Source organism: Streptomyces sp. CNH189, assembly GCF_000527195.1.
This window is the reverse complement of the sequence record NZ_AZUS01000003.1, coordinates 60,689-77,240: the sequence shown is the minus strand read 5'-3', so window position 1 is coordinate 77,240 and position 16,552 is coordinate 60,689. Positions and strand designations below refer to the sequence as shown.

16 protein-coding genes are annotated in these 16,552 nt (G+C 73.5%); 8 read left to right on the top strand and 8 right to left on the bottom strand.

Annotated features, from left to right (window positions below; all coding sequences use genetic code 11):
• Window positions 1-182: 182 nt before the first annotated feature.
• Window positions 183-815, bottom strand: coding sequence for a LysE family transporter (locus tag B100_RS0105550; RefSeq protein ID WP_024883448.1), 633 nt, complete (start codon window positions 813-815; stop codon window positions 183-185).
• Window positions 816-980: 165 nt separating this feature from the next.
• Between B100_RS0105550 and B100_RS0105545 the strand changes: the two genes are divergently transcribed.
• Window positions 981-1,505 (top strand): flavoprotein, encoded by a 525-nt coding sequence (locus B100_RS0105545; RefSeq protein ID WP_024883447.1) that lies wholly within the window; start codon window positions 981-983, stop codon window positions 1,503-1,505.
• A gap of 78 nt (window positions 1,506-1,583) precedes the next feature.
• Window positions 1,584-2,552: an aldo/keto reductase gene (locus tag B100_RS0105540; protein ID WP_024883446.1), complete on the top strand. Its 969-nt coding sequence runs from the start codon at window positions 1,584-1,586 to the stop codon at window positions 2,550-2,552.
• 96 nt (window positions 2,553-2,648) lie between these two features.
• Here B100_RS0105540 and B100_RS0105535 read toward each other — a convergent pair whose 3' ends face one another.
• Window positions 2,649-5,030, bottom strand: a complete 2,382-nt coding sequence (locus tag B100_RS0105535) for a SpoIIE family protein phosphatase (protein WP_024883445.1) — start codon at window positions 5,028-5,030, stop codon at window positions 2,649-2,651.
• 241 nt (window positions 5,031-5,271) lie between these two features.
• Between B100_RS0105535 and B100_RS0105530 the strand changes: the two genes are divergently transcribed.
• The 4 genes from B100_RS0105530 to B100_RS0105515 all read left to right on the top strand — a co-directional run bounded on the left by B100_RS0105530 (window position 5,272) and on the right by B100_RS0105515 (window position 10,361).
• The gene (locus tag B100_RS0105530; protein WP_024883444.1) at window positions 5,272-7,515 is read left to right on the top strand and encodes a glycoside hydrolase family 9 protein; all 2,244 of its coding nucleotides are present in this window, start codon (window positions 5,272-5,274) and stop codon (window positions 7,513-7,515) included.
• 140 nt (window positions 7,516-7,655) lie between these two features.
• Entirely contained in the window at window positions 7,656-7,901 is a 246-nt protein-coding gene (locus B100_RS0105525; protein WP_037722460.1) for a hypothetical protein, read from the top strand.
• A gap of 3 nt (window positions 7,902-7,904) precedes the next feature.
• A complete protein-coding gene (locus B100_RS0105520; RefSeq protein WP_024883442.1) occupies window positions 7,905-8,282 on the top strand; it encodes a hypothetical protein in 378 nt (125 codons plus the stop codon).
• Window positions 8,283-8,720: 438 nt separating this feature from the next.
• Window positions 8,721-10,361: an RICIN domain-containing protein gene (locus B100_RS0105515; RefSeq protein ID WP_024883441.1), complete on the top strand. Its 1,641-nt coding sequence runs from the start codon at window positions 8,721-8,723 to the stop codon at window positions 10,359-10,361.
• A gap of 42 nt (window positions 10,362-10,403) precedes the next feature.
• Here B100_RS0105515 and B100_RS0105510 read toward each other — a convergent pair whose 3' ends face one another.
• Window positions 10,404-11,573, bottom strand: coding sequence for a lactate 2-monooxygenase (locus tag B100_RS0105510; RefSeq protein WP_024883440.1), 1,170 nt, complete (start codon window positions 11,571-11,573; stop codon window positions 10,404-10,406).
• A 447-nt stretch (window positions 11,574-12,020) separates the two neighbouring features.
• On the opposite strand from B100_RS0105510, the gene B100_RS0105505 reads away from it, so the two are divergent.
• Window positions 12,021-12,455 carry a subtilase-type protease inhibitor gene (locus B100_RS0105505; RefSeq protein ID WP_024883439.1) on the top strand — a complete coding sequence of 145 codons (435 nt, stop codon included), beginning with the start codon at window positions 12,021-12,023 and terminating at the stop codon, window positions 12,453-12,455.
• A gap of 143 nt (window positions 12,456-12,598) precedes the next feature.
• Here the strand turns inward: B100_RS0105505 and B100_RS35295 are convergent, their stop codons facing one another.
• The 3 genes from B100_RS35295 to B100_RS0105490 all read right to left on the bottom strand — a co-directional run bounded on the left by B100_RS35295 (window position 12,599) and on the right by B100_RS0105490 (window position 14,538).
• On the bottom strand, window positions 12,599-12,757 hold the full coding sequence (locus B100_RS35295) for a CDGSH iron-sulfur domain-containing protein (protein ID WP_051489933.1): 159 nt from the start codon (window positions 12,755-12,757) through the stop codon (window positions 12,599-12,601).
• 91 nt (window positions 12,758-12,848) lie between these two features.
• Complete coding sequence (locus B100_RS0105495; protein ID WP_051489932.1) at window positions 12,849-13,535, bottom strand: HemK2/MTQ2 family protein methyltransferase; 687 nt, start codon at window positions 13,533-13,535, stop codon at window positions 12,849-12,851.
• On the bottom strand, window positions 13,525-14,538 hold the full coding sequence (locus B100_RS0105490) for an iron-containing redox enzyme family protein (protein WP_024883436.1): 1,014 nt from the start codon (window positions 14,536-14,538) through the stop codon (window positions 13,525-13,527). Before B100_RS0105490 ends, B100_RS0105495 begins: the two co-directional genes overlap by 11 nt.
• Before the next feature lie 79 nt (window positions 14,539-14,617).
• Here B100_RS0105490 and B100_RS0105485 point away from each other — a divergent pair, with 79 nt between their 5' ends.
• A complete protein-coding gene (locus B100_RS0105485) occupies window positions 14,618-15,226 on the top strand; it encodes a flavodoxin family protein (protein ID WP_024883435.1) in 609 nt (202 codons plus the stop codon).
• A gap of 49 nt (window positions 15,227-15,275) precedes the next feature.
• On the opposite strand, the gene B100_RS37200 is transcribed toward B100_RS0105485, so the two are convergent.
• Together B100_RS37200 and B100_RS0105475 are read right to left on the bottom strand one after the other, a co-directional pair.
• Window positions 15,276-15,452: a hypothetical protein gene (locus B100_RS37200; RefSeq protein ID WP_167534538.1), complete on the bottom strand. Its 177-nt coding sequence runs from the start codon at window positions 15,450-15,452 to the stop codon at window positions 15,276-15,278.
• Between the two features lie 67 nt (window positions 15,453-15,519).
• A complete protein-coding gene (locus B100_RS0105475; RefSeq protein ID WP_024883434.1) occupies window positions 15,520-16,530 on the bottom strand; it encodes a Ppx/GppA phosphatase family protein in 1,011 nt (336 codons plus the stop codon).
• Window positions 16,531-16,552 lie beyond the last annotated feature (22 nt).

Below are 16,552 nucleotides of genomic sequence, written 5' to 3'. Positions count from 1 at the left end.
CAGCCGCTGGGTCGCGTGCTGTCGGTGGTGCGGGGCCCGGTGCCGTGAGGCTGGCCGGCCGCGTGCCGTCGGTGGGCGGGGCCCGGTGCGGTGCGGTCGGCGTGCCGTCCGTCGGGCCGGACCCGGTGCCCGTGTGGCCGGTCGAGTGCCGTTCGGCGGGGCATTTGGCCGGGCTCGGCTCGTCAGGACGGGGACAAGGCCATGCGGAGCGCGAGTGCCGTCATGACGGCGCTCGCGACCAGCGCCGTCGCCAACCGTCCGCGGTGGCCCGTCAGCGCCCGGCCCAGCAGCGCGCCGCCGCCGGCGAGCAGCACCTGCCAGCTCGCCGAGGCGGCGAACGCGGCCGTCACGAACACGGCGCGTTCCGCGGTCCCCGCCGCCGCCCCGCCCTGCGAGCCGAGCACCAGCGCCGCGAAGTAGATCACCGTCGTCGGGTTGAGCAGGGTGATCCCCAGCAGCGCCAGATACGCCCGCACGGGGCTCGGGGGCGTGGCACCGGCGCGGGTGGCGAGCCGCCGGCCGCGGTACTGCCGTACGGCGGTGGCCGCGCCCCACGCCGCCAGCGCGGCCAGGACGAGGACGCACACCCAGCGCAGCGGGCCCAGGGCGGGCCGCAGCGCCGAGGCGAGGGCGGAGCCGCCGAGGACCGCGGCCAGCGCGTACAGTCCGTCGGCCGTGGCGACGCCGAGCGCCGCGGACACCCCGGTGCGCAGGGACGTACGGGCGGAGAGGGAGACGAGGTAGGTGCCGACGGCGCCCACGGGGACGGCGATGCCGTAGCCGGCCAGCAGCCCCGCGAGCAACGCGGCCGTCACGAGCGCGGGGGAGTCGTGCCTTCCCGGGCGTCGGACCGCTGCTGTCGGCCCGCGACGGCGGCGAGGGCGGACGACGGCAGCGGAAGCGTGTGCGTGGACATGGGCAGGATCCTGGAGCCTGCCGCCCGGTACCGGCAAACGGTTTTGCCTGACTAGGGTGCCCGGGTGACCGACAAGCCCTTCCTTTACGTCGTTGTCTGCGCCGCCGGTGTCGCCGCGGACGTCAGCAAGCTGATCACCGCCGCGCAGGAGCGGGACTGGGAGGTCGGTGTCATCGCCACCCCGACGGCGATGAACGGCTTCTTCGACGCCGCCGCCGTCGAGACGCAGACCGGCCGCCCGATCCGCTCCGCCTGGCGCCGCCCGGGCGACCCGCGCCCCTTCCCGGCACCGGACGCCGTGGTGGTCGCGCCGGCCACCTTCAACACCGTCAACAAGTGGGCGGCCGGCATCGCCGACACCCTCGCCGTCGGCACCCTGTGCGAGGCCGCCGGGCTCGGGGTGCCGATCGCCGTCCTGCCGTGCGTCGCCGACGCCCTGGCCGCCCACCCGGCCTACCGGGACAGCGTCGCCCGGCTGCGCGGCATGGGCGTCCGCTTCGGCGACCCCTACGCCGGCGGGCCCGAAGCGGACGGCACACGGGGGGAGTTCCGCTGGGAGAGCGCCCTGGACCTGCTGCGGCGAGGCTGAGCCGCACCCGGCTTCGAGTGCGCACGAACACGTACGCTCCTGCGACAGGAACCGTTCCCGACGGCAGGAGCAGCAACGATGCAGTACGTGAAGCTCGGTTCGACGGGCCTGGAGGTCTCGCGCGTCTGCCTGGGATGCATGACCTACGGCGATCCCGGCCGCGGCAACCACGAGTGGACCCTCGACGAGGAGGCGTCCCGGCCGCTGATCCGGCAGGCGCTGGAGGCGGGGATCACCTTCTTCGACACCGCGAACGTCTACTCCGACGGCACCAGCGAGGAGATCGTCGGCCGGGCCCTGCGCGACTTCGCCCGCCGTGACGACGTCGTGCTCGCCACCAAGGTGCACGGCCGGATGCGGCCCGGACCCAACGGCGGCGGACTCTCCCGCAAGGCGATCATGACGGAGCTGGACCACAGCCTGCGCCGCCTCGGCACCGACCACGTCGACCTCTACCAGATCCACCGCTGGGACCCGCACACGCCGGTCGAGGAGACGATGGAGGCGCTGCACGACGTCGTCAAGGCGGGCAAGGTCCGCTACATCGGGGCCAGTTCGATGTACGCCTGGCAGTTCTCCAAGGCGCAGTACACCGCCGAACTGCGCGGCTGGACGAAGTTCGTGTCCATGCAGAACCACTACAACCTCCTCTACCGCGAGGAGGAACGGGAGATGCTGCCGCTCTGCGCCGACCAGGGCGTGGGCGTGCTGCCGTGGAGCCCGCTCGCCCGCGGCCGGCTCACCCGGGAGTGGAACGCCACCACCGAACGCAGCGCCACCGACCAGTTCGGCAGCACCCTGTACCAGGAGGGCGACCGCGCGATCGTGGAGGCGGTCGCCCGCGTCGCCGAGGCCCGCGGTGTGCCGCGCGCCCAGGTCGCCCTCGCCTGGCTGCTCCACCAGGACACGGTCACCGCGCCCATCGTCGGCGCGGCGAAGCCCGGCCACATCGAGGACGCCGTGGCCGCCGTCGACCTCGAACTCACCGACAAGGAGCTCGAGGAACTCGCCCAGCCCTACACGCCCCGCACCATCGCCGGCCACTGAGCCCGCGCCCCCCGGCGCGGCCTGACCGTCCGGCAGGGCGCCCCCGGCGCGGCCTGACCGTCCAGCAGGGCGCCCCCGGGGCACCCTGCCGGACGGTCACAGCGTGTCGGTCAGGGTCAGCTCCGCCCAGATCGTCTTGCCCTCGGCCGTGTGCCGGGTGCCCCAGCGCTGGGTGAGCTGCGCGACCAGCAGCAGCCCCCGGCCGCCCTCGTCCCAGGTCTTGGCGCGCCGCAGGTGCGGGGCCGTGTGACTGGTGTCCGACACCTCGCAGATCAGCGTCGCCTCGTCATGGATCAGCCGCAGCCGGATCGGCGGGGCGCCGTACCGGATGGCGTTGGTGACCAGTTCGCTCACCACCAGCTCCGCGGTGAACGACGCGTCGGTGAGCGACCAGGCGGCCAGCTGGTCGAGGACCTGCTTGCGGATGGGGGCCACCAGCGCCGGGTCGGCCGGGATGTCCCAGGTGGCGACCTGCGAGGACGGCAGCCCCCGCAAACGGGCCAGCAGCAGCGCCACGTCGTCCGTCGCGCCGCCCGGTGACAGCACGCTGTTCAGCACCCGGTCGCAGGTCTCGTCGAGCGGGCCGGCCGCCGCCCCGGACAGCGCCTCGCGGAGCAGCGCCTCGCCCTGCCCGAGGTCGCGTTCCCGGGAGGAGACCAGTCCGTCGGTGTAGAACGCCAGCACGCTGTCGTCGGGCAGTTCGAACTCGGCCGACTCGAAGGGCAGCCCGCCCAGCCCCAACGGAGGCCCGGACGGCAGTTCCAGGTGGCGGGGCGGCCCGCCGGGCGGGATCAGCACGGGCGCCGGATGCCCCGCCCGGGACAGGGTGCAGCGCCGCGACACCGGGTCGTACACCGCGTACAGGCAGGTCGCGCCGACCTCCCCGGGGCCGGAGTCGCCGCCCGCCTCCTCCGACAGGTGCAGCACCAGGTCGTCGAGGTGGGTGAGCAGCTCGTCGGGGGCCAGGTCGATGTCGGCGAGGGTGCGCACCGCCGTGCGCAGCCGGCCCATCGTCGCCGACGCCTGGATGCCGTACCCGACGACGTCACCCACCACCATCGCGACCCGCATCCCGGACAGCGGGATCACGTCGAACCAGTCGCCGCCCACCCCCGTTCGCGCGGCCGGCAGATAGCGGGTGGCCGCCTCCAGCGCCGCCGTCCGGGGCAGCGTGCGGGGGAGCAGGCTGCGCTGCAGGGCGAGGGTGGTCTCACGCTCGCGCGAGTAGCGGCGGGCGTTGTCGATGCAGACGGCGGCGCGGGCGGTGACCTCCTCGGCCAGCAGCACGTCGTCGTGGGTGAACGCCTCGGGCTGGCTGAAACGGGTGAACGCGGCCACGCCGAGGGTGGTGCCGCGCGCCTGGAGCGGGACGGACAGCATGGAGTGCACGCCGTACTCCTCGATCCGCCGGGCGCGGATCGCGTCCACCGACAGCCAGGGGTCGAGGTCGCCGGAGGGCACCGAGGCGACGATGCTGTGCCCCGCGAGCAGCGAGTCCGCCTGCGGCGAGGCCTCCGGGTAGACGACCATCTCGCCCACGTCCGCGACGGCCTCCGGGCTGCCGGCGGTGAGGGACTGCTGGGCGACCCGGCGCAGCGAGACCGGCGGGGACAGCGGACCTGCGGGCTCACCCCCGGCCTCGTCCGGCTCCAGTAGCTCCACGCTCACGAAGTCGGCGAGCGCGGGCACGCATACCTCCGCCAGCTCCTGCGCCGTCCGGGTGACGTCCAGAGTGGTGCCGATGCGCATGCTGGCCTCGTTGACCAGTTGCAGCCGCTCCCGGGCCCGGAACTGCTCGGTGAAGTCGTGGGCGGTGACGCACACGCCCCGCACCCGGCCGGACCGGTCGGTGAGCGGGGCCATCCGGGCGAGCCAGGCGTGCGCGTAGTTCTCGCTGGTGGCCTTCATGTACGTCTGCATGTCGTGCGGCCGTCCGGTGCGCAGCACCTGGCGCAGCTGCCGCTCCAGCTCGCTGTGCTGCGGGCGGCCCCCGATGTCGGTGGGACGCAGTCCCCGCAGGTGGTCGGCGGGCAGCCCGAGGAGGTGGGCCATGGCGTCGTTGACCCCGCGCAGCCGCAGCGCCTGGTCGAACACCATCGTGGCGCACGGCGACTGGAAGACGGCCTTCCTGACCAGCGGATCGTCGGGCAGCTCGTGGTCGGTGGCCTCCAGCGGGGTCACCGCGAGCCACTCGCCGGGGCCTTCGCCGGCCGGCTGCCGGTGGTGGGCGAGCACCCACACGCTCACCGTGCCGCCGTCGCGGTGCCGCAGCACCAGCGTGCCGCTCCAGCGGTCGGCGGGCAGCGGGAGCGGTCCCGAACCGTCGGCCAGCAGGTCGGCGGCGGGCCGGCCGACGACCTCCTCGGCCCGGTGTCCCAGCAGCAGGCGCGCGCCCTCGCTCCACCGCGCGAGCGTGCCGTCGGCGGCGATGACGGCCCTGGCCGTCACGGCATCGTCGAACGGGTCGTCCGGCCTCATCCTCGCCACTCCATCGCGCACACTCACCGTGAACCGGTGCATCGCCAGAGACCCAGCCTAGTGCGTCGGGGCGCGACATGAACGGGAACCGGGGCCCCCGCCTCCGCGCCAAGTAGGCGCGGTTGTTCGTGTCACGACCGTTGACGGCGCGTCACATCTGCCACAACCATGGTCGGCGCACGGAGTTGGGAGCGCTCCCATGACGCTCTCGTCCCCCGCACCTCCGCAGAGGAGCCCAGACGTGAACAGACGCAGAACCGCTCTGCTGACCCTCACCGGTCTGCTGGCGACCGCGCTCACCGCGCTGCCCGCCGCCCCGGCCGGGGCCGACGAGGTCGAGCAGGTCCGCAACGGCACGTTCGACAACGGCACCGACCCCTGGTGGGCGTCCGAGGGCGTCACCGCGGGCGCCTCCGACGGCCGCCTGTGCGCCGACGTGCCCGGCGGCACGGCCAACCGCTGGGACGCGATCGTGGGCCACAACGACATCACCCTGGTGGAGGGGGAGACGTACCGCTTCTCCTTCAGAGCCACCGGCTCGCCCGCCGGTCATGTGGTCCGGGCGATCGTCGGCCTCCAGGTGGACCCGTACGACACCTACCACGAGGTGTCGCCGCAGCTCAGCGTCTCCGGCGACAGCTACTCGTACACCTTCACCTCGCCGGTCGACACCGCGCAGGCCCAGGTCGGCTTCCAGCTCGGCGGCAGCCCCGACCCCTGGCGGTTCTGCGTGGACGACGTGTCGCTGCTGGGCGGCGTCGCCCCGGAGCCGTACGAGCCGGACACCGGGCCGCGCGTCCGGGTCAACCAGGTCGGCTACCTGCCCGCCGGGCCGAAGAACGCCACGCTCGTCACCGACGCCACGAAGAAGCTGCCCTGGCAGCTCAAGGACGGCCGCGGCCGGGTGGTCCGCACCGGCTGGACCGTGCCGCGCGGCGTCGACGGCTCCTCCGGGCAGAACGTGCACTCCGTCGACTTCGGCTCCTACCGGGGCCACGGCACCGGCTTCACCCTGACCGCCGACGGCGAGAGCAGCCACCCCTTCGACATCGACGCGAAGGCCTACGAGCGGCTGCGGCTGGACTCGGCGAAGTACTACTACACCCAGCGCAGCGGCGTCGCGATCCGCGACGACCTGCGCCCCGGCTACGGCCGCCCGGCCGGCCACGTGGACGTCGCCCCGAACCAGGGCGACGGCGCGGTGCCCTGCCGGCCCGGGGAATGCGACTACACCCTCGACGTCACCGGCGGCTGGTACGACGCCGGTGACCACGGCAAGTACGTCGTCAACGGCGGCATCAGCACCTGGGAGCTGCTCAGCACCTACGAGCGCGCCCGGCACGCCCGCACCGGCAAGGCGCACAAGCTGGGCGACCGCACCCTGAACATCCCGGAGAGCGGCAACAAGGTCCCCGACATCCTCGACGAGGCCCGCTGGGAGCTGGAGTTCCTGCTGAAGATGCAGGTGCCCGTCGGTGAGCCGCTGGCCGGCATGGCCCACCACAAGATCCACGACGAGCAGTGGACCGGGCTGCCCCTGCTGCCCAGCGACGACCCGCAGAAGCGCGAGCTGCACCCGCCGACGACCGCCGCCACCCTGAACCTCGCCGCCACCGCGGCGCAGGCGGCCAGGCTCTACCGCCCCTACGACAAGAAGTTCGCGGACCGCACCCTGGCCGCGGCACGCACGGCCTGGGCGGCCGCACTGGCCCACCCGGACCTGCTCGCCGACCCCGACGACGGCATCGGCGGCGGCGCCTACCCCGACGACACCGTGTCCGACGAGTTCTACTGGGCTGCCGCGGAGCTCTACCTCACCACCGGTGAGCGCGCGTTCAAGGACCACCTGCTGAAGTCCCCGGTGCACACCGCGGACATCTTCGGCCCGATCGGCTTCGACTGGGCGCGCACCGCCGCGGCCGGCCGGCTCGACCTCGCCACGGTGCCGAACAAGCTGCCCGGGCTCGACAAGGTCCGCCGCTCCGTGATCGAGGGCGCCGACGCCTACCTGGCCACCCTCACGGCACACCCGTACGGGATGCCGTACGCGCCGCAGGGCAACCTCTACGACTGGGGCTCCAGCCACCAGATCCTCAACAACGCCGTCGTCCTCGCCACCGCCTACGACCTCACCGGCGCGGCCAGGTACCGGGACGGGGCGCTGCAGAGCATGGACTACATCCTCGGCCGCAACGCCCTGAACATGTCCTACGTCACCGGCTACGGCGAGGTCCACGCCAAGAACCAGCACAGCCGGTGGTACGCCCGCCAGCTCGACCCGAACCTGCCCAACCCGCCCGCCGGCACACTGTCCGGCGGACCCAACTCCAGCATCCAGGACCCGTTCGCCCAGTCGAAACTGCAGGGCTGCGTCGGACAGTTCTGCTTCATCGACGACATCCAGTCCTGGTCCACCAACGAGCACACCATCAACTGGAACGCCGCCCTGACCCGTATGGCCTCGTTCGTGGCCGACCAGGGCTGACGGGGCTGACCCACCGCTCCTCGCGCGGGCCGGTGACCGACGCGGTCACCGGCCCGCCCGCGTGTCCGGAGGTACCCCATCGCGTATGCTCTGACCTGCGGATATTTACTGATCAGTACCCGAGCGGTACCGTTAAGTCCATGCCAGCTCTCAACGTGGAGTTCAGCGACCGCGAGCTCGAGGACCTGCGGCAGATCGCCAAGGAACGCGGTACGTCCATGAAGGCGCTCGTGCGGGAGGCGGCAGCGGCGGACATCGCCCGCCACCGCGCCCTCCAGGAGGGCGCCGAGGCCTTCCGCCGGTTCTTCGCCACGCACGCCGACGAGTTCGCCGCCGCCTTCCCCGACGACGAGCCGCCCGCCACGGGCGCCGGGCGGGCCGCCTGACCGATGGCACCCGTGCTGCACATCGACGTTCCGTGGCTGCTCCAGCGGCATGAGGAAGTCCTTCCGGACCAGCCCACGGTCAACGACTTCTCCGCGCTCGTGGCGGCCGTCGCCCGGCACCGCGTCGACCCGCCCCGCCTCGGCGTGAACTCCGACGCCGCGTGGCGGGCCGCCGCCCTGCTGCACACCCTGGCCGTGCTGCGACCGCTGCCCTCCGCCAACGCCCGGTTCGCCTGTGCCACGGCCGTGGCCTACATGTTCGTCAGCGGGGCCGGCATCGACCCGCCCTACGGCGCCCTGGTGGACCTTGCCCGTGACCTGATCTCCGGCGCGGCCGACGTCTACGGCGCCGCCGACCGGCTGCGCTCCTGGCAGATCTGACGCCCCCCGCCACCGGGCTCGGCGCGGGCCGTTCACACCGGGTGCGCGGTGCGGAAACGGCGGCGCGCGCATGCCGGGGGAGCGGTGTTCACCGGCTTCCGGTCGCGCCCTTTTCGCAGCACCCGGTGGGAACCCCGGGAAAAAGGCGACGCGAATGCCGGACCGATCGCCGCGGACGGCCTTGTCTTTTTGACTTTCTGTCAACGCGGGCAGGTTGTCCGACCGCCTTGTTGGCCGCGTGCGGGTTGTGCGAGAGTGAGCCCCCCGTGTGGGGGTAAAGGCCGGGGACGCACGCGAGTTGATGAACCGGGTCGGATGCGCCGTCGGTTAATTCCCGCCCCCCGCGCCACACCAAAGAGGTATGCACCGATCGGGCGTCCCTTTTCGGTGCCGGAAACGCTCGAATGCCACATGCGCTGTGGGAAGGAACCAATCTCAGTGCACACCCCCCACCCCCCTCGATCTCCCTATCCCCCGCCGGGCGGTGATCCGGGGGAATCCGACGAGACACTCGCCGCGCGGCTGCGGGGCCGTCCGGACGGCGAGGCCGCCCATTCCGTCGCCCTGCTGACGGCGCGGCACTGGCACGCCATGCACGACTACGCGACCGTGTGCCTCGCCTCGAGCGGGCAGACCGCCTCCATGGTGACCGGGGCCGCCCTGCACCGGGTGCTCGACCGGGTCGCCGTCGGTGAGTCCGCCGTCGCACTCCGTCCGGTCCTGCTGGTGGGGGTGCGCGACACGGTCCGCGAGTGGGCCGCCGACGACCGAATAGCCGACGTTCTGCCGGGGCTGCTGAAACCGGCGGGCGGACGCGGCATGCGCGCGGCGACGACCATGACGCCGGAAAACCGCACACTCGCCCAGCGGGCATTCCGTTCCCTGCCCGCACTCGCGCGCTGTTTGCTCTGGCACGTCGAGGTCGAGGCCGAGCCGATTTCCGTACCGGCGGGTCTGCTGGGCACGGATCCCGACATCGCGTCGGGCGCACTCGATCAGGCGCGAGAAAAATTCCGTCAAGGTTTGGTCCGTGCCCATCAAGAACTGGCGCCCACCCAGGAGTGCGGCTTCTACAACCGGCTGCTCGACGTCCCCATCCGCCGGGGCGGGGCGCTGCTGCCCGAGGTCCGCCGGCACCTGGGCGAGTGCCGCTACTGCCGCAACGCGGCCGAGCAACTGAGCCACTTCGAAAGCGCGTTGGGCACGCTGATCGCGGAGGCGGTGCTCGGGTGGGGGGCCCGGCGCTACCTCGACTCGCGTCCCGGACGCGCCACGGCGGGACCGCGCACCGGGCGTGCCGGCCGCCGCCGGCGCAAGGGCGGGGGCGGCGACGGCGGGCACAGCGGGCACCGGCTGCTGTCCCGGTTCCCGGTGCCCGAGCGACTCGGCCACATCGCGCTGCCCGACCCGGTGCGTTCCACCCGCACCCTGCTCACCGGACTCGGCGCGGTGTCCGCCGGGGTGCTGGTCAGCGTGCTCATCGCCGGGTCGTCCACCCCGGACGGCGGCACCGCCGATCCGACGGGCGCCACCGGCGCGGGCGGCCGTGCCGCCGTGCCGTCCGCCTCCCCGCCCGGCGTGGCCGGCCTGCCCTCGGCGCCCGACCGCACCCGGCTGCGCAACATCGCCTCGGGCCTGTGCCTGGACGCCCGGGACGAGCCTCAGGACGGAACGGGCACCCGGCTGGCGAAGTGCTCCTCGGCGTGGAGCCAGCAGTGGACGTACGAGGAGGACGGCCTGCTGCGCAGCGTCGCCGACCCGGGGCTGTGCCTCGACTCCCACAAGGACGCCGGTGTCGTGGTCCTCGGGACGTGCGCGGACACCGGCGACCGGACCGCCGACGACGTGCGCTACGACCTCACGGTGCAGGGCGAACTCGTGCCCCGCTGGGACGTCCAGCTGGCGCTCGCCCCGGCGACCCCTGACGCGAACGCCGACATCGTCGTCAAGGTGCGCGACCGGACCGTGGAGCAGCGCTGGGCCGCCGAGCCGGTGCGCTCGGCCACGGATTCCCTCTCCATCACCGGTCCGACGACCCCCTCCGCCCGGTACGCGGACCTGGCCGAGCCGGCGAGCTGACGGCGCGCCTCCGGGGCGGCCCCGAGGGCCGCCCCGGACGGGTCAGACCACGGCCTCGGTCAGGTCGTCGGGCCCGACCGTGCCCGGACCGGAGTGCCCCGACAGGGCGAGGGTGAGGTCGAGTTCGGCGAGCATGCAGCGGATCACATGCTCCACGCCCGCCTGCCCGTCCAGGCCCAGCCCGTACACGTACGGGCGGCCCACCAGCACCGCCCGCGCGCCCAGCGCGAGCGCCTTGAACACGTCGTCGCCGGTGCGCACCCCGCTGTCGAACAGCACGGTCAGCCGGTCCCCGACGGCCCGCACCACGCCGGGCAGCGCGTCGGCCGCCCCGATCGCGCCCGCCACCTGACGGCCGCCGTGGTTGGACACCACCACCCCGTCCATCCCCGCGTCGGCGGCGAGCCGGGCGTCGTCGGGGTGCAGCACCCCCTTCAGGACGATCGGACCGTCCCAGTTCTCGCGCAGGAACGCCAGGTCCGGCCAGGTCTTCGCGGGGTCGGAGAACATGCCCACGAAGTGCATCACCGCGGCGTTCGGGTCCTCGTGCACCGGCTTGGCGAGCCCCGCCTGGAACGCGGGGTCGGAGAAGTAGTTCGCGGTGCCCACGCCCCGCAGGAACGGCAGGTACGCCTGGTCCAGGTCGCGCGGGCGCCAGGACAGCAGCGGGGTGTCCAGGGTGACGACCAACGCCGTGTACCCGGCCGCCTTGGCCCGGCCGAGGAAGCTGCGCGCCACCTCGATGTCCTTCGGCCAGTACAGCTGGAACCAGCGCTCGGCGTCCCCCATCGCCTCGGCGACCTGCTCCATCGGCGTGCTGGACGCCGAGGACAGCACGAACGGCACTCCCTGGGCCGCGGCTGCCCGGGCGGCAGCCGACTCGGCCTCCGGGTGCATGATCGACAGCACGCCGACCGGGGCCAGGGCGAGCGGCGCGGGCAGGGAGCGGCCCAGCACCTCCACCGACAGGTCCCGCTCGTGGACGTCGCGCAGCATGCGCGGCACGATCCGGCGGCGGTCCAGGGCGGCACGGTTGGCGCGGGCGGTGCCGCCGTCGCCCGCGCTGCCGGCGACGTAGCCGACCGGGCCGGGGCCGAGACGCCGCTCGGTCAGTTCCTCCAGCCGGGTCAGGTCGGTCGGCAACCGCGGCACGGCGCCCGTCATGCCGTTCAGGTAGATCTCGTACTGGAAGTCGGCCCAGTGCTTCGCCATCCGTCCCGCCCTGTCTCCTCGTGCCACATGGTCCCGACGCATACTGGCCGGTATGTGCCCGTGGAGTCCAGCGCGCCGAGACGGGCGTCGGCTGTGCCCGCGGGGCCTCGCGGCGAGTCCTCGGATGACCGGCGAGTGACCCTTTCATGACCGCAAGGGGTTTCTGTTCTGCCTGTGTACGGCGGAATCGGAATGTTTCAGGCCGATTAACGAGCGACGGGAATTCGGCCACCCGGCTGTGCGGCACCGGTGACAGCCGCCCGGTCACCGGGTCGACGCGCGTCCATTTGGTCACTTCACGCCACTGATTCAATACGCAATGTTACTGAAATGCATGGGGTCGACGTGAGTTTCCGCCGTGGACTCGGCAGACTCCGGCACGCCGGTTCGGCACCAACCGAGCACGGGCCGGCAATCGGAAGAAAACGAAGCGGAAGGATGCACACAATGCGGAACACCGCGCGCTGGGCCATCACCCTCGGTCTCACGGCCACCGCCGTCGGCGCCCCCCTCTCCGGGGCCGCGCTCGCCGCCCCGGGTCATGCCCCGTCCGCGCTCTACGCCCCCTCGGCCCTGGTGCTCACGGTCGGTAAGGGAGTCAGCGCGACGGCCGTCACGCCGGAACGCGCGGTCACCCTGACCTGTGCCCCGGGACCCTCGGGCACCCATCCGGCCGCCGCCTTGGCCTGCGCGGACCTGACCGGCGTCGGCGGCGACCTCAGCGCGCTGACGAGAAGCGGCGACGTCATGTGCCCGATGGTGTACGACCCGGTGCTGGTCACCGTCGACGGCGTCTGGCAGGGCAAGCGCGTCTCCTACGAGCGCTCGTTCTCCAACACGTGCGAGATGAACGCGCACGGGTCGAGCGTCTTCGCCTTCTGAGACCGGGATCGCACGTTCCCGTGACCGTGTGGCGGCCCGCGGACTGGGGAGTACGGGGCACCGCGCGGACAGTGCGATCCCACAAGGAGGCCGGCGGGCGGAGTGGGGCCGCCCGCCGGCCTCCGGGCCGTATCGGGAAGGATTCAGGCGCGGTCGCGGTGGCTGGTGTCGCACCACGGATAGCGCCGGCTGCGCCGGCAGGTGCACAGGGCCACGCGGAAGCGGTCGGAGGACACGACCGAGCCGTCCTCCAGCTCCACCTCCACCGGCCCGTCCACCAGCATCGGCCCCTTGCGCCGCATGGTGACGCGGCGCGGGTCACCCGTAGGCCCGGACGGGGAGTGCGCGGACCCCGAGGGGGAGTGCGCGGACCCGGAGGGGGACGGCGCGGGGTCAGACGGGGAGTTCGGCACGGACCACCACCAGCTCTTCCTCGTTGTCGGCGGGGGACAGCAGCCCCCGCTCCCGCAGCCACTTCTCCCGGGTCCGCAGCACCGGACCGAAGGCGATCCGCCGCCGCTGCGTGACCGCGGACTTCAGCCCGGCGGAGCGCAGGCAGTCCACGGTCAGCTCCGGATCGCTGAGCGCCGACTGCACGAGGAGCAGCACACCGCCCGGCCGCAGCAGCCCGGGGGCCTCGTGGCAGACCCGGTCCAGCACCAGCCTGCCGTCACCGCCCGCGTCCCAGGCGCGGGCCGCGCCGCGCGGCGGCCGGTGACCGGCGGGCGCGGGAACGTAGGGGGGATTGGTGAGCACCAGGTCGAACGTCCGGCCCCGCACCGGATCGAACAGGTTTCCGCGCACGACCTGAATGGAGAGACGGGCCCGCCGCGCGTTCAGCCGGGCCGTGCACACAGCCCGCCGTGACACGTCGACGGCGGTCACACGGGCGCCGCGCCGGGCGGCGGCCAGGGCCAGGGCTCCGGAGCCGGTACCGACGTCGAGGACGTCGGCGCCCGGCGGGACGGGCTCGTCGGCCAGGGCGGCGGCGAGCAGCTCGGTGTCCTCTTGAGGGGCGTACACACCCGGGAGTGCCAGACTTTTCACAGGCGGCCGAGTACCCCGTTGGTCAAGAGACATGGGTCACCTCCTGTGACAGCGGAACACGCAGGGCCGAGCGGCCCTCCCGCCACTGGGCGAGCAGCCGGTCGCCGAGCAGGTCCTCGGTGAACACCGTGGCCGCCACACCGAAGGCGACGTCCGGGGCGAGCAGCGGCTCGTCCTCCAGCAGACCGCCGATGACGTCCTTGCGGACCACCTGCTCGTGCACGGCGTCCGCCTCCACGTGCTCGTCGTAGAAGTGCTCGGCGGCGCCACCGGCGCCCGTGCGGCGCATGGCCTCCGCCAGCCGCCGGGACCCGGGCGAGGACGTGATCTCGACCGTCGCGAAGTGGCCGACCAGGGCGCCCCGGAGCGTGCGGTGCAGGCCGAACAGCGACATCAGGTTCACCGTGACCAGCAGCTCCGCGCAGGCGGCGTCCAGATACCGGCCGTACGTCGTGTCCAGTCCGAGGTCGGTCATCAGGTCGGCGAACAGCCGGGCGTGCACCCGGTCGCCCCGCCCGCCGCCGTACTCGTCGAACTCCACGGCGGCCATCGCCGCCTTGGCCCGGCCGCGCAGCCTCGGCAGCACCCAGGCGTGCGGGTCGGCCTCCTTGAGGTGGTACAGGGAGCGCAGGGCGGCGTACTCGCGCAGCTGCCACAGCTCGCCCTTGTCCCGCAGGAAGTGGCTGACGCCCGTGCCGTCCACCGGCTCCACGAGGATCCCGGCGAGCGCGTCGTCGACGCTCTCGTGGCGCGGGGCGTCCGCGCGCAGGGCGGCGAGGAAGCGCCGCTCCATGGCGGCCCGGGTGCGCAGCAGGTCCGGGTCCCACTCCAGGGCCGGCGCCACGTCCGCGAAACCGCGGTAGTGCATCTCGTAGCAGAGGTAGAGGGCGAGCTGGAGGTCCTCGCCGTACACGGCGGCCGCTGCCACGTCCTCCTCGGAGGGCAACGGGCCGGCGCCCCGCAGATACGTCGTCACGGCACGGCTGAGCGGCCCGCGTGGTCCGGGCAGCAGAGGTTCGTCTCGGGGGTCGTCCATGGGCCCCGAGTACCCGGACGGCGGACGGAAACGCCCGACGGCGTGGCGGGGGCGCGCCCGCGGGGTACCCCATGACGTCATGAAGGCACTGGTCATCAACTGCACGCTCAAGAAGTCACCCGAGACCTCCAACACCGAGGCGTTGTTCCGGACCGTCACCGAGCAGTTGGAGCGGGAGGGCGTCGAGGTCGACGTCGTCCGCGCCGTGGACCTGGAGATCGCCCCCGGCGTGGTCAGCGAGGCCGTCCACGAGGGCGACGACTGGCCCCGGGTGCACGAGAAGCTCCTCGCGGCCGAGATCCTCGTCATCGCCTCGCCGACCTGGCTGGGCCAGCCGTCGTCGGTGGCCAAGCGGGTCCTGGAACGGATGGACGCGATGCTGTCCGAGACCGACGACGAGGGCCGCCCGGTCGCCTACAACCGGGTCGCCGGCGTCGTCGTCACCGGCAACGAGGACGGCGCCCACCATGTGATCAGCGAGATCACGGGCGGGCTCCAGGACATCGGCTACACCATCCCCGGCCAGGCGTGGACGTACTGGAACCAGGGTCCGGGCCCGGGGCCGTCCTTCCTGGAGGGCGGCAGCGGCCAGGACTGGTCGCGCAGCACGGGCCGCGCCATGGCGGCGAACCTGCTGGGCGTCGCCCGCGCTCTCGCGGCCCGGCCGCTCGGGGCCCCGCCGCAGTAGGGCCGAGGCCCGGGGCTGCCGCCGGACCCCGGCGGCAGCCCCGACGTGGCTACTCTCCCTCTGCCTGCTCCTGCGCCTCGGTGTTGGGCGTGACGGCCTCGCCCGCCTCACCGCGGTGCCGGCGGTCCTCCTCGGTGTCCCGGGTCCGGCGCTCGGCCTCCTCCACCTCACGCAGCACCTCGTCGACGGCCGACTCGTCCTTGGGGGTGTCGTCGTGCTCGGACACGGATTCTCCTCACGTCGTACTGGTCGTTCTGGTCGTACTGGTCGGTGCGCCGCCCCGCGGGCGGACGTCAGTGCCGGGCGGCGGCGATGCGCAGGGGCACCGGATCGGCGCCCGCCGCCTCCTTCTCGTTGCTCCGGATGATCTCCGCCCACCAGGACGGACCGTCCTCGACGTGGCGCAGCAGTACTCCTTCGCGCAGCGCCCAGGGGCAGATCGTCACCGTCGCCAGGCCGGTCAGCTTCATCGCGGTGTGTGCCACGACCGCGCCCGCCAGGCTCTGCAGCGAGCGGGGCGCGGAGATGCCGGGCAGCCGGGCGCGCTCGGCCGCGGACAGCGCGGCCAGCCGGTCGATCGCCACGCGCAGGTCGGACGCCGACAGCTCCCGCTCCACGAACGGGCCGTGCCGGCCGGGTGCGGCCCCGCACAGCCGCCCGAGCTGCTGGAAGGTGCGGGAGGTGGCGACCGCCGTACGCGGGCCCTCCCAGCGGATCCGGGCCGCCGCGTCGCGCAGCTGGTGCCGCACCTTGCGGCGCAGGGTCCGTAGCCGGTCGGGCGAGGGCGGGTCCTCGTCCTCGAAGTACTCGTGGGTCAGCCGGGCCGCCCCCAGCGGCAGCGAGGCGGCGAAGTCGGGCAGCCGGCCGCGCCCGAAGGCGACCTCCAGCGAACCGCCGCCGATGTCCAGCAGGGCGAGCGGCCCGCAGCGCCAGCCCATCCAGCGGCGCGCCGCGAGGAAGGTGAGCTCCGCCTCGACCTCGCCGGGCAGGGTGCACAGCTCGACGCCGGTCCGCTCCCGCACCGTGCGCAGCACCTCCTGCCGGTTGGGAGCGCCGCGCACCACGGCCGTGGCGAAGGCCAGGGGACCGGCGGCGCCCCACCGCGCCGCGGTCCGGTCCGCCGCCGCCACGGCGTCCACCAGGTCCTCCACGGCACGGTCGGGCACCGGCCCGCCGTGCGTGACCTGCTCGGACAGCCGCAGGCGCCACTTGGCGGTGTGCACGGGCAGCGGCGCCCCGCCCTCCGTGTCCGACACGACGAGCCTGACGGTCTTCGACCCGACATCCACCACGCTGGTCCGCATGGCCCGTGGGTACCCATTTCCC

What these genes read in the sequence shown, in the direction of transcription:
- B100_RS0105490 (WP_024883436.1), bottom strand. Translation starts at nt 14,538, where the DNA reads ATGGACGACCCCCGAGACGAACCTCTGCTGCCCGGACCACGCGGGCCG.
- B100_RS0105495 (WP_051489932.1), bottom strand. Translation starts at nt 13,535, where the DNA reads ATGTCTCTTGACCAACGGGGTACTCGGCCGCCTGTGAAAAGTCTGGCA.
- B100_RS0105535 (WP_024883445.1), bottom strand. Translation starts at nt 5,030, where the DNA reads ATGAGGCCGGACGACCCGTTCGACGATGCCGTGACGGCCAGGGCCGTC.
- B100_RS0105525 (WP_037722460.1), top strand. Translation starts at nt 7,656, where the DNA reads ATGCCAGCTCTCAACGTGGAGTTCAGCGACCGCGAGCTCGAGGACCTG.
- B100_RS0105475 (WP_024883434.1), bottom strand. Translation starts at nt 16,530, where the DNA reads ATGCGGACCAGCGTGGTGGATGTCGGGTCGAAGACCGTCAGGCTCGTC.
- B100_RS35295 (WP_051489933.1), bottom strand. Translation starts at nt 12,757, where the DNA reads ATGCGGCGCAAGGGGCCGATGCTGGTGGACGGGCCGGTGGAGGTGGAG.
- B100_RS0105510 (WP_024883440.1), bottom strand. Translation starts at nt 11,573, where the DNA reads ATGGCGAAGCACTGGGCCGACTTCCAGTACGAGATCTACCTGAACGGC.
- B100_RS0105485 (WP_024883435.1), top strand. Translation starts at nt 14,618, where the DNA reads ATGAAGGCACTGGTCATCAACTGCACGCTCAAGAAGTCACCCGAGACC.
- B100_RS0105505 (WP_024883439.1), top strand. Translation starts at nt 12,021, where the DNA reads ATGCGGAACACCGCGCGCTGGGCCATCACCCTCGGTCTCACGGCCACC.
- B100_RS0105540 (WP_024883446.1), top strand. Translation starts at nt 1,584, where the DNA reads ATGCAGTACGTGAAGCTCGGTTCGACGGGCCTGGAGGTCTCGCGCGTC.
- B100_RS0105520 (WP_024883442.1), top strand. Translation starts at nt 7,905, where the DNA reads ATGGCACCCGTGCTGCACATCGACGTTCCGTGGCTGCTCCAGCGGCAT.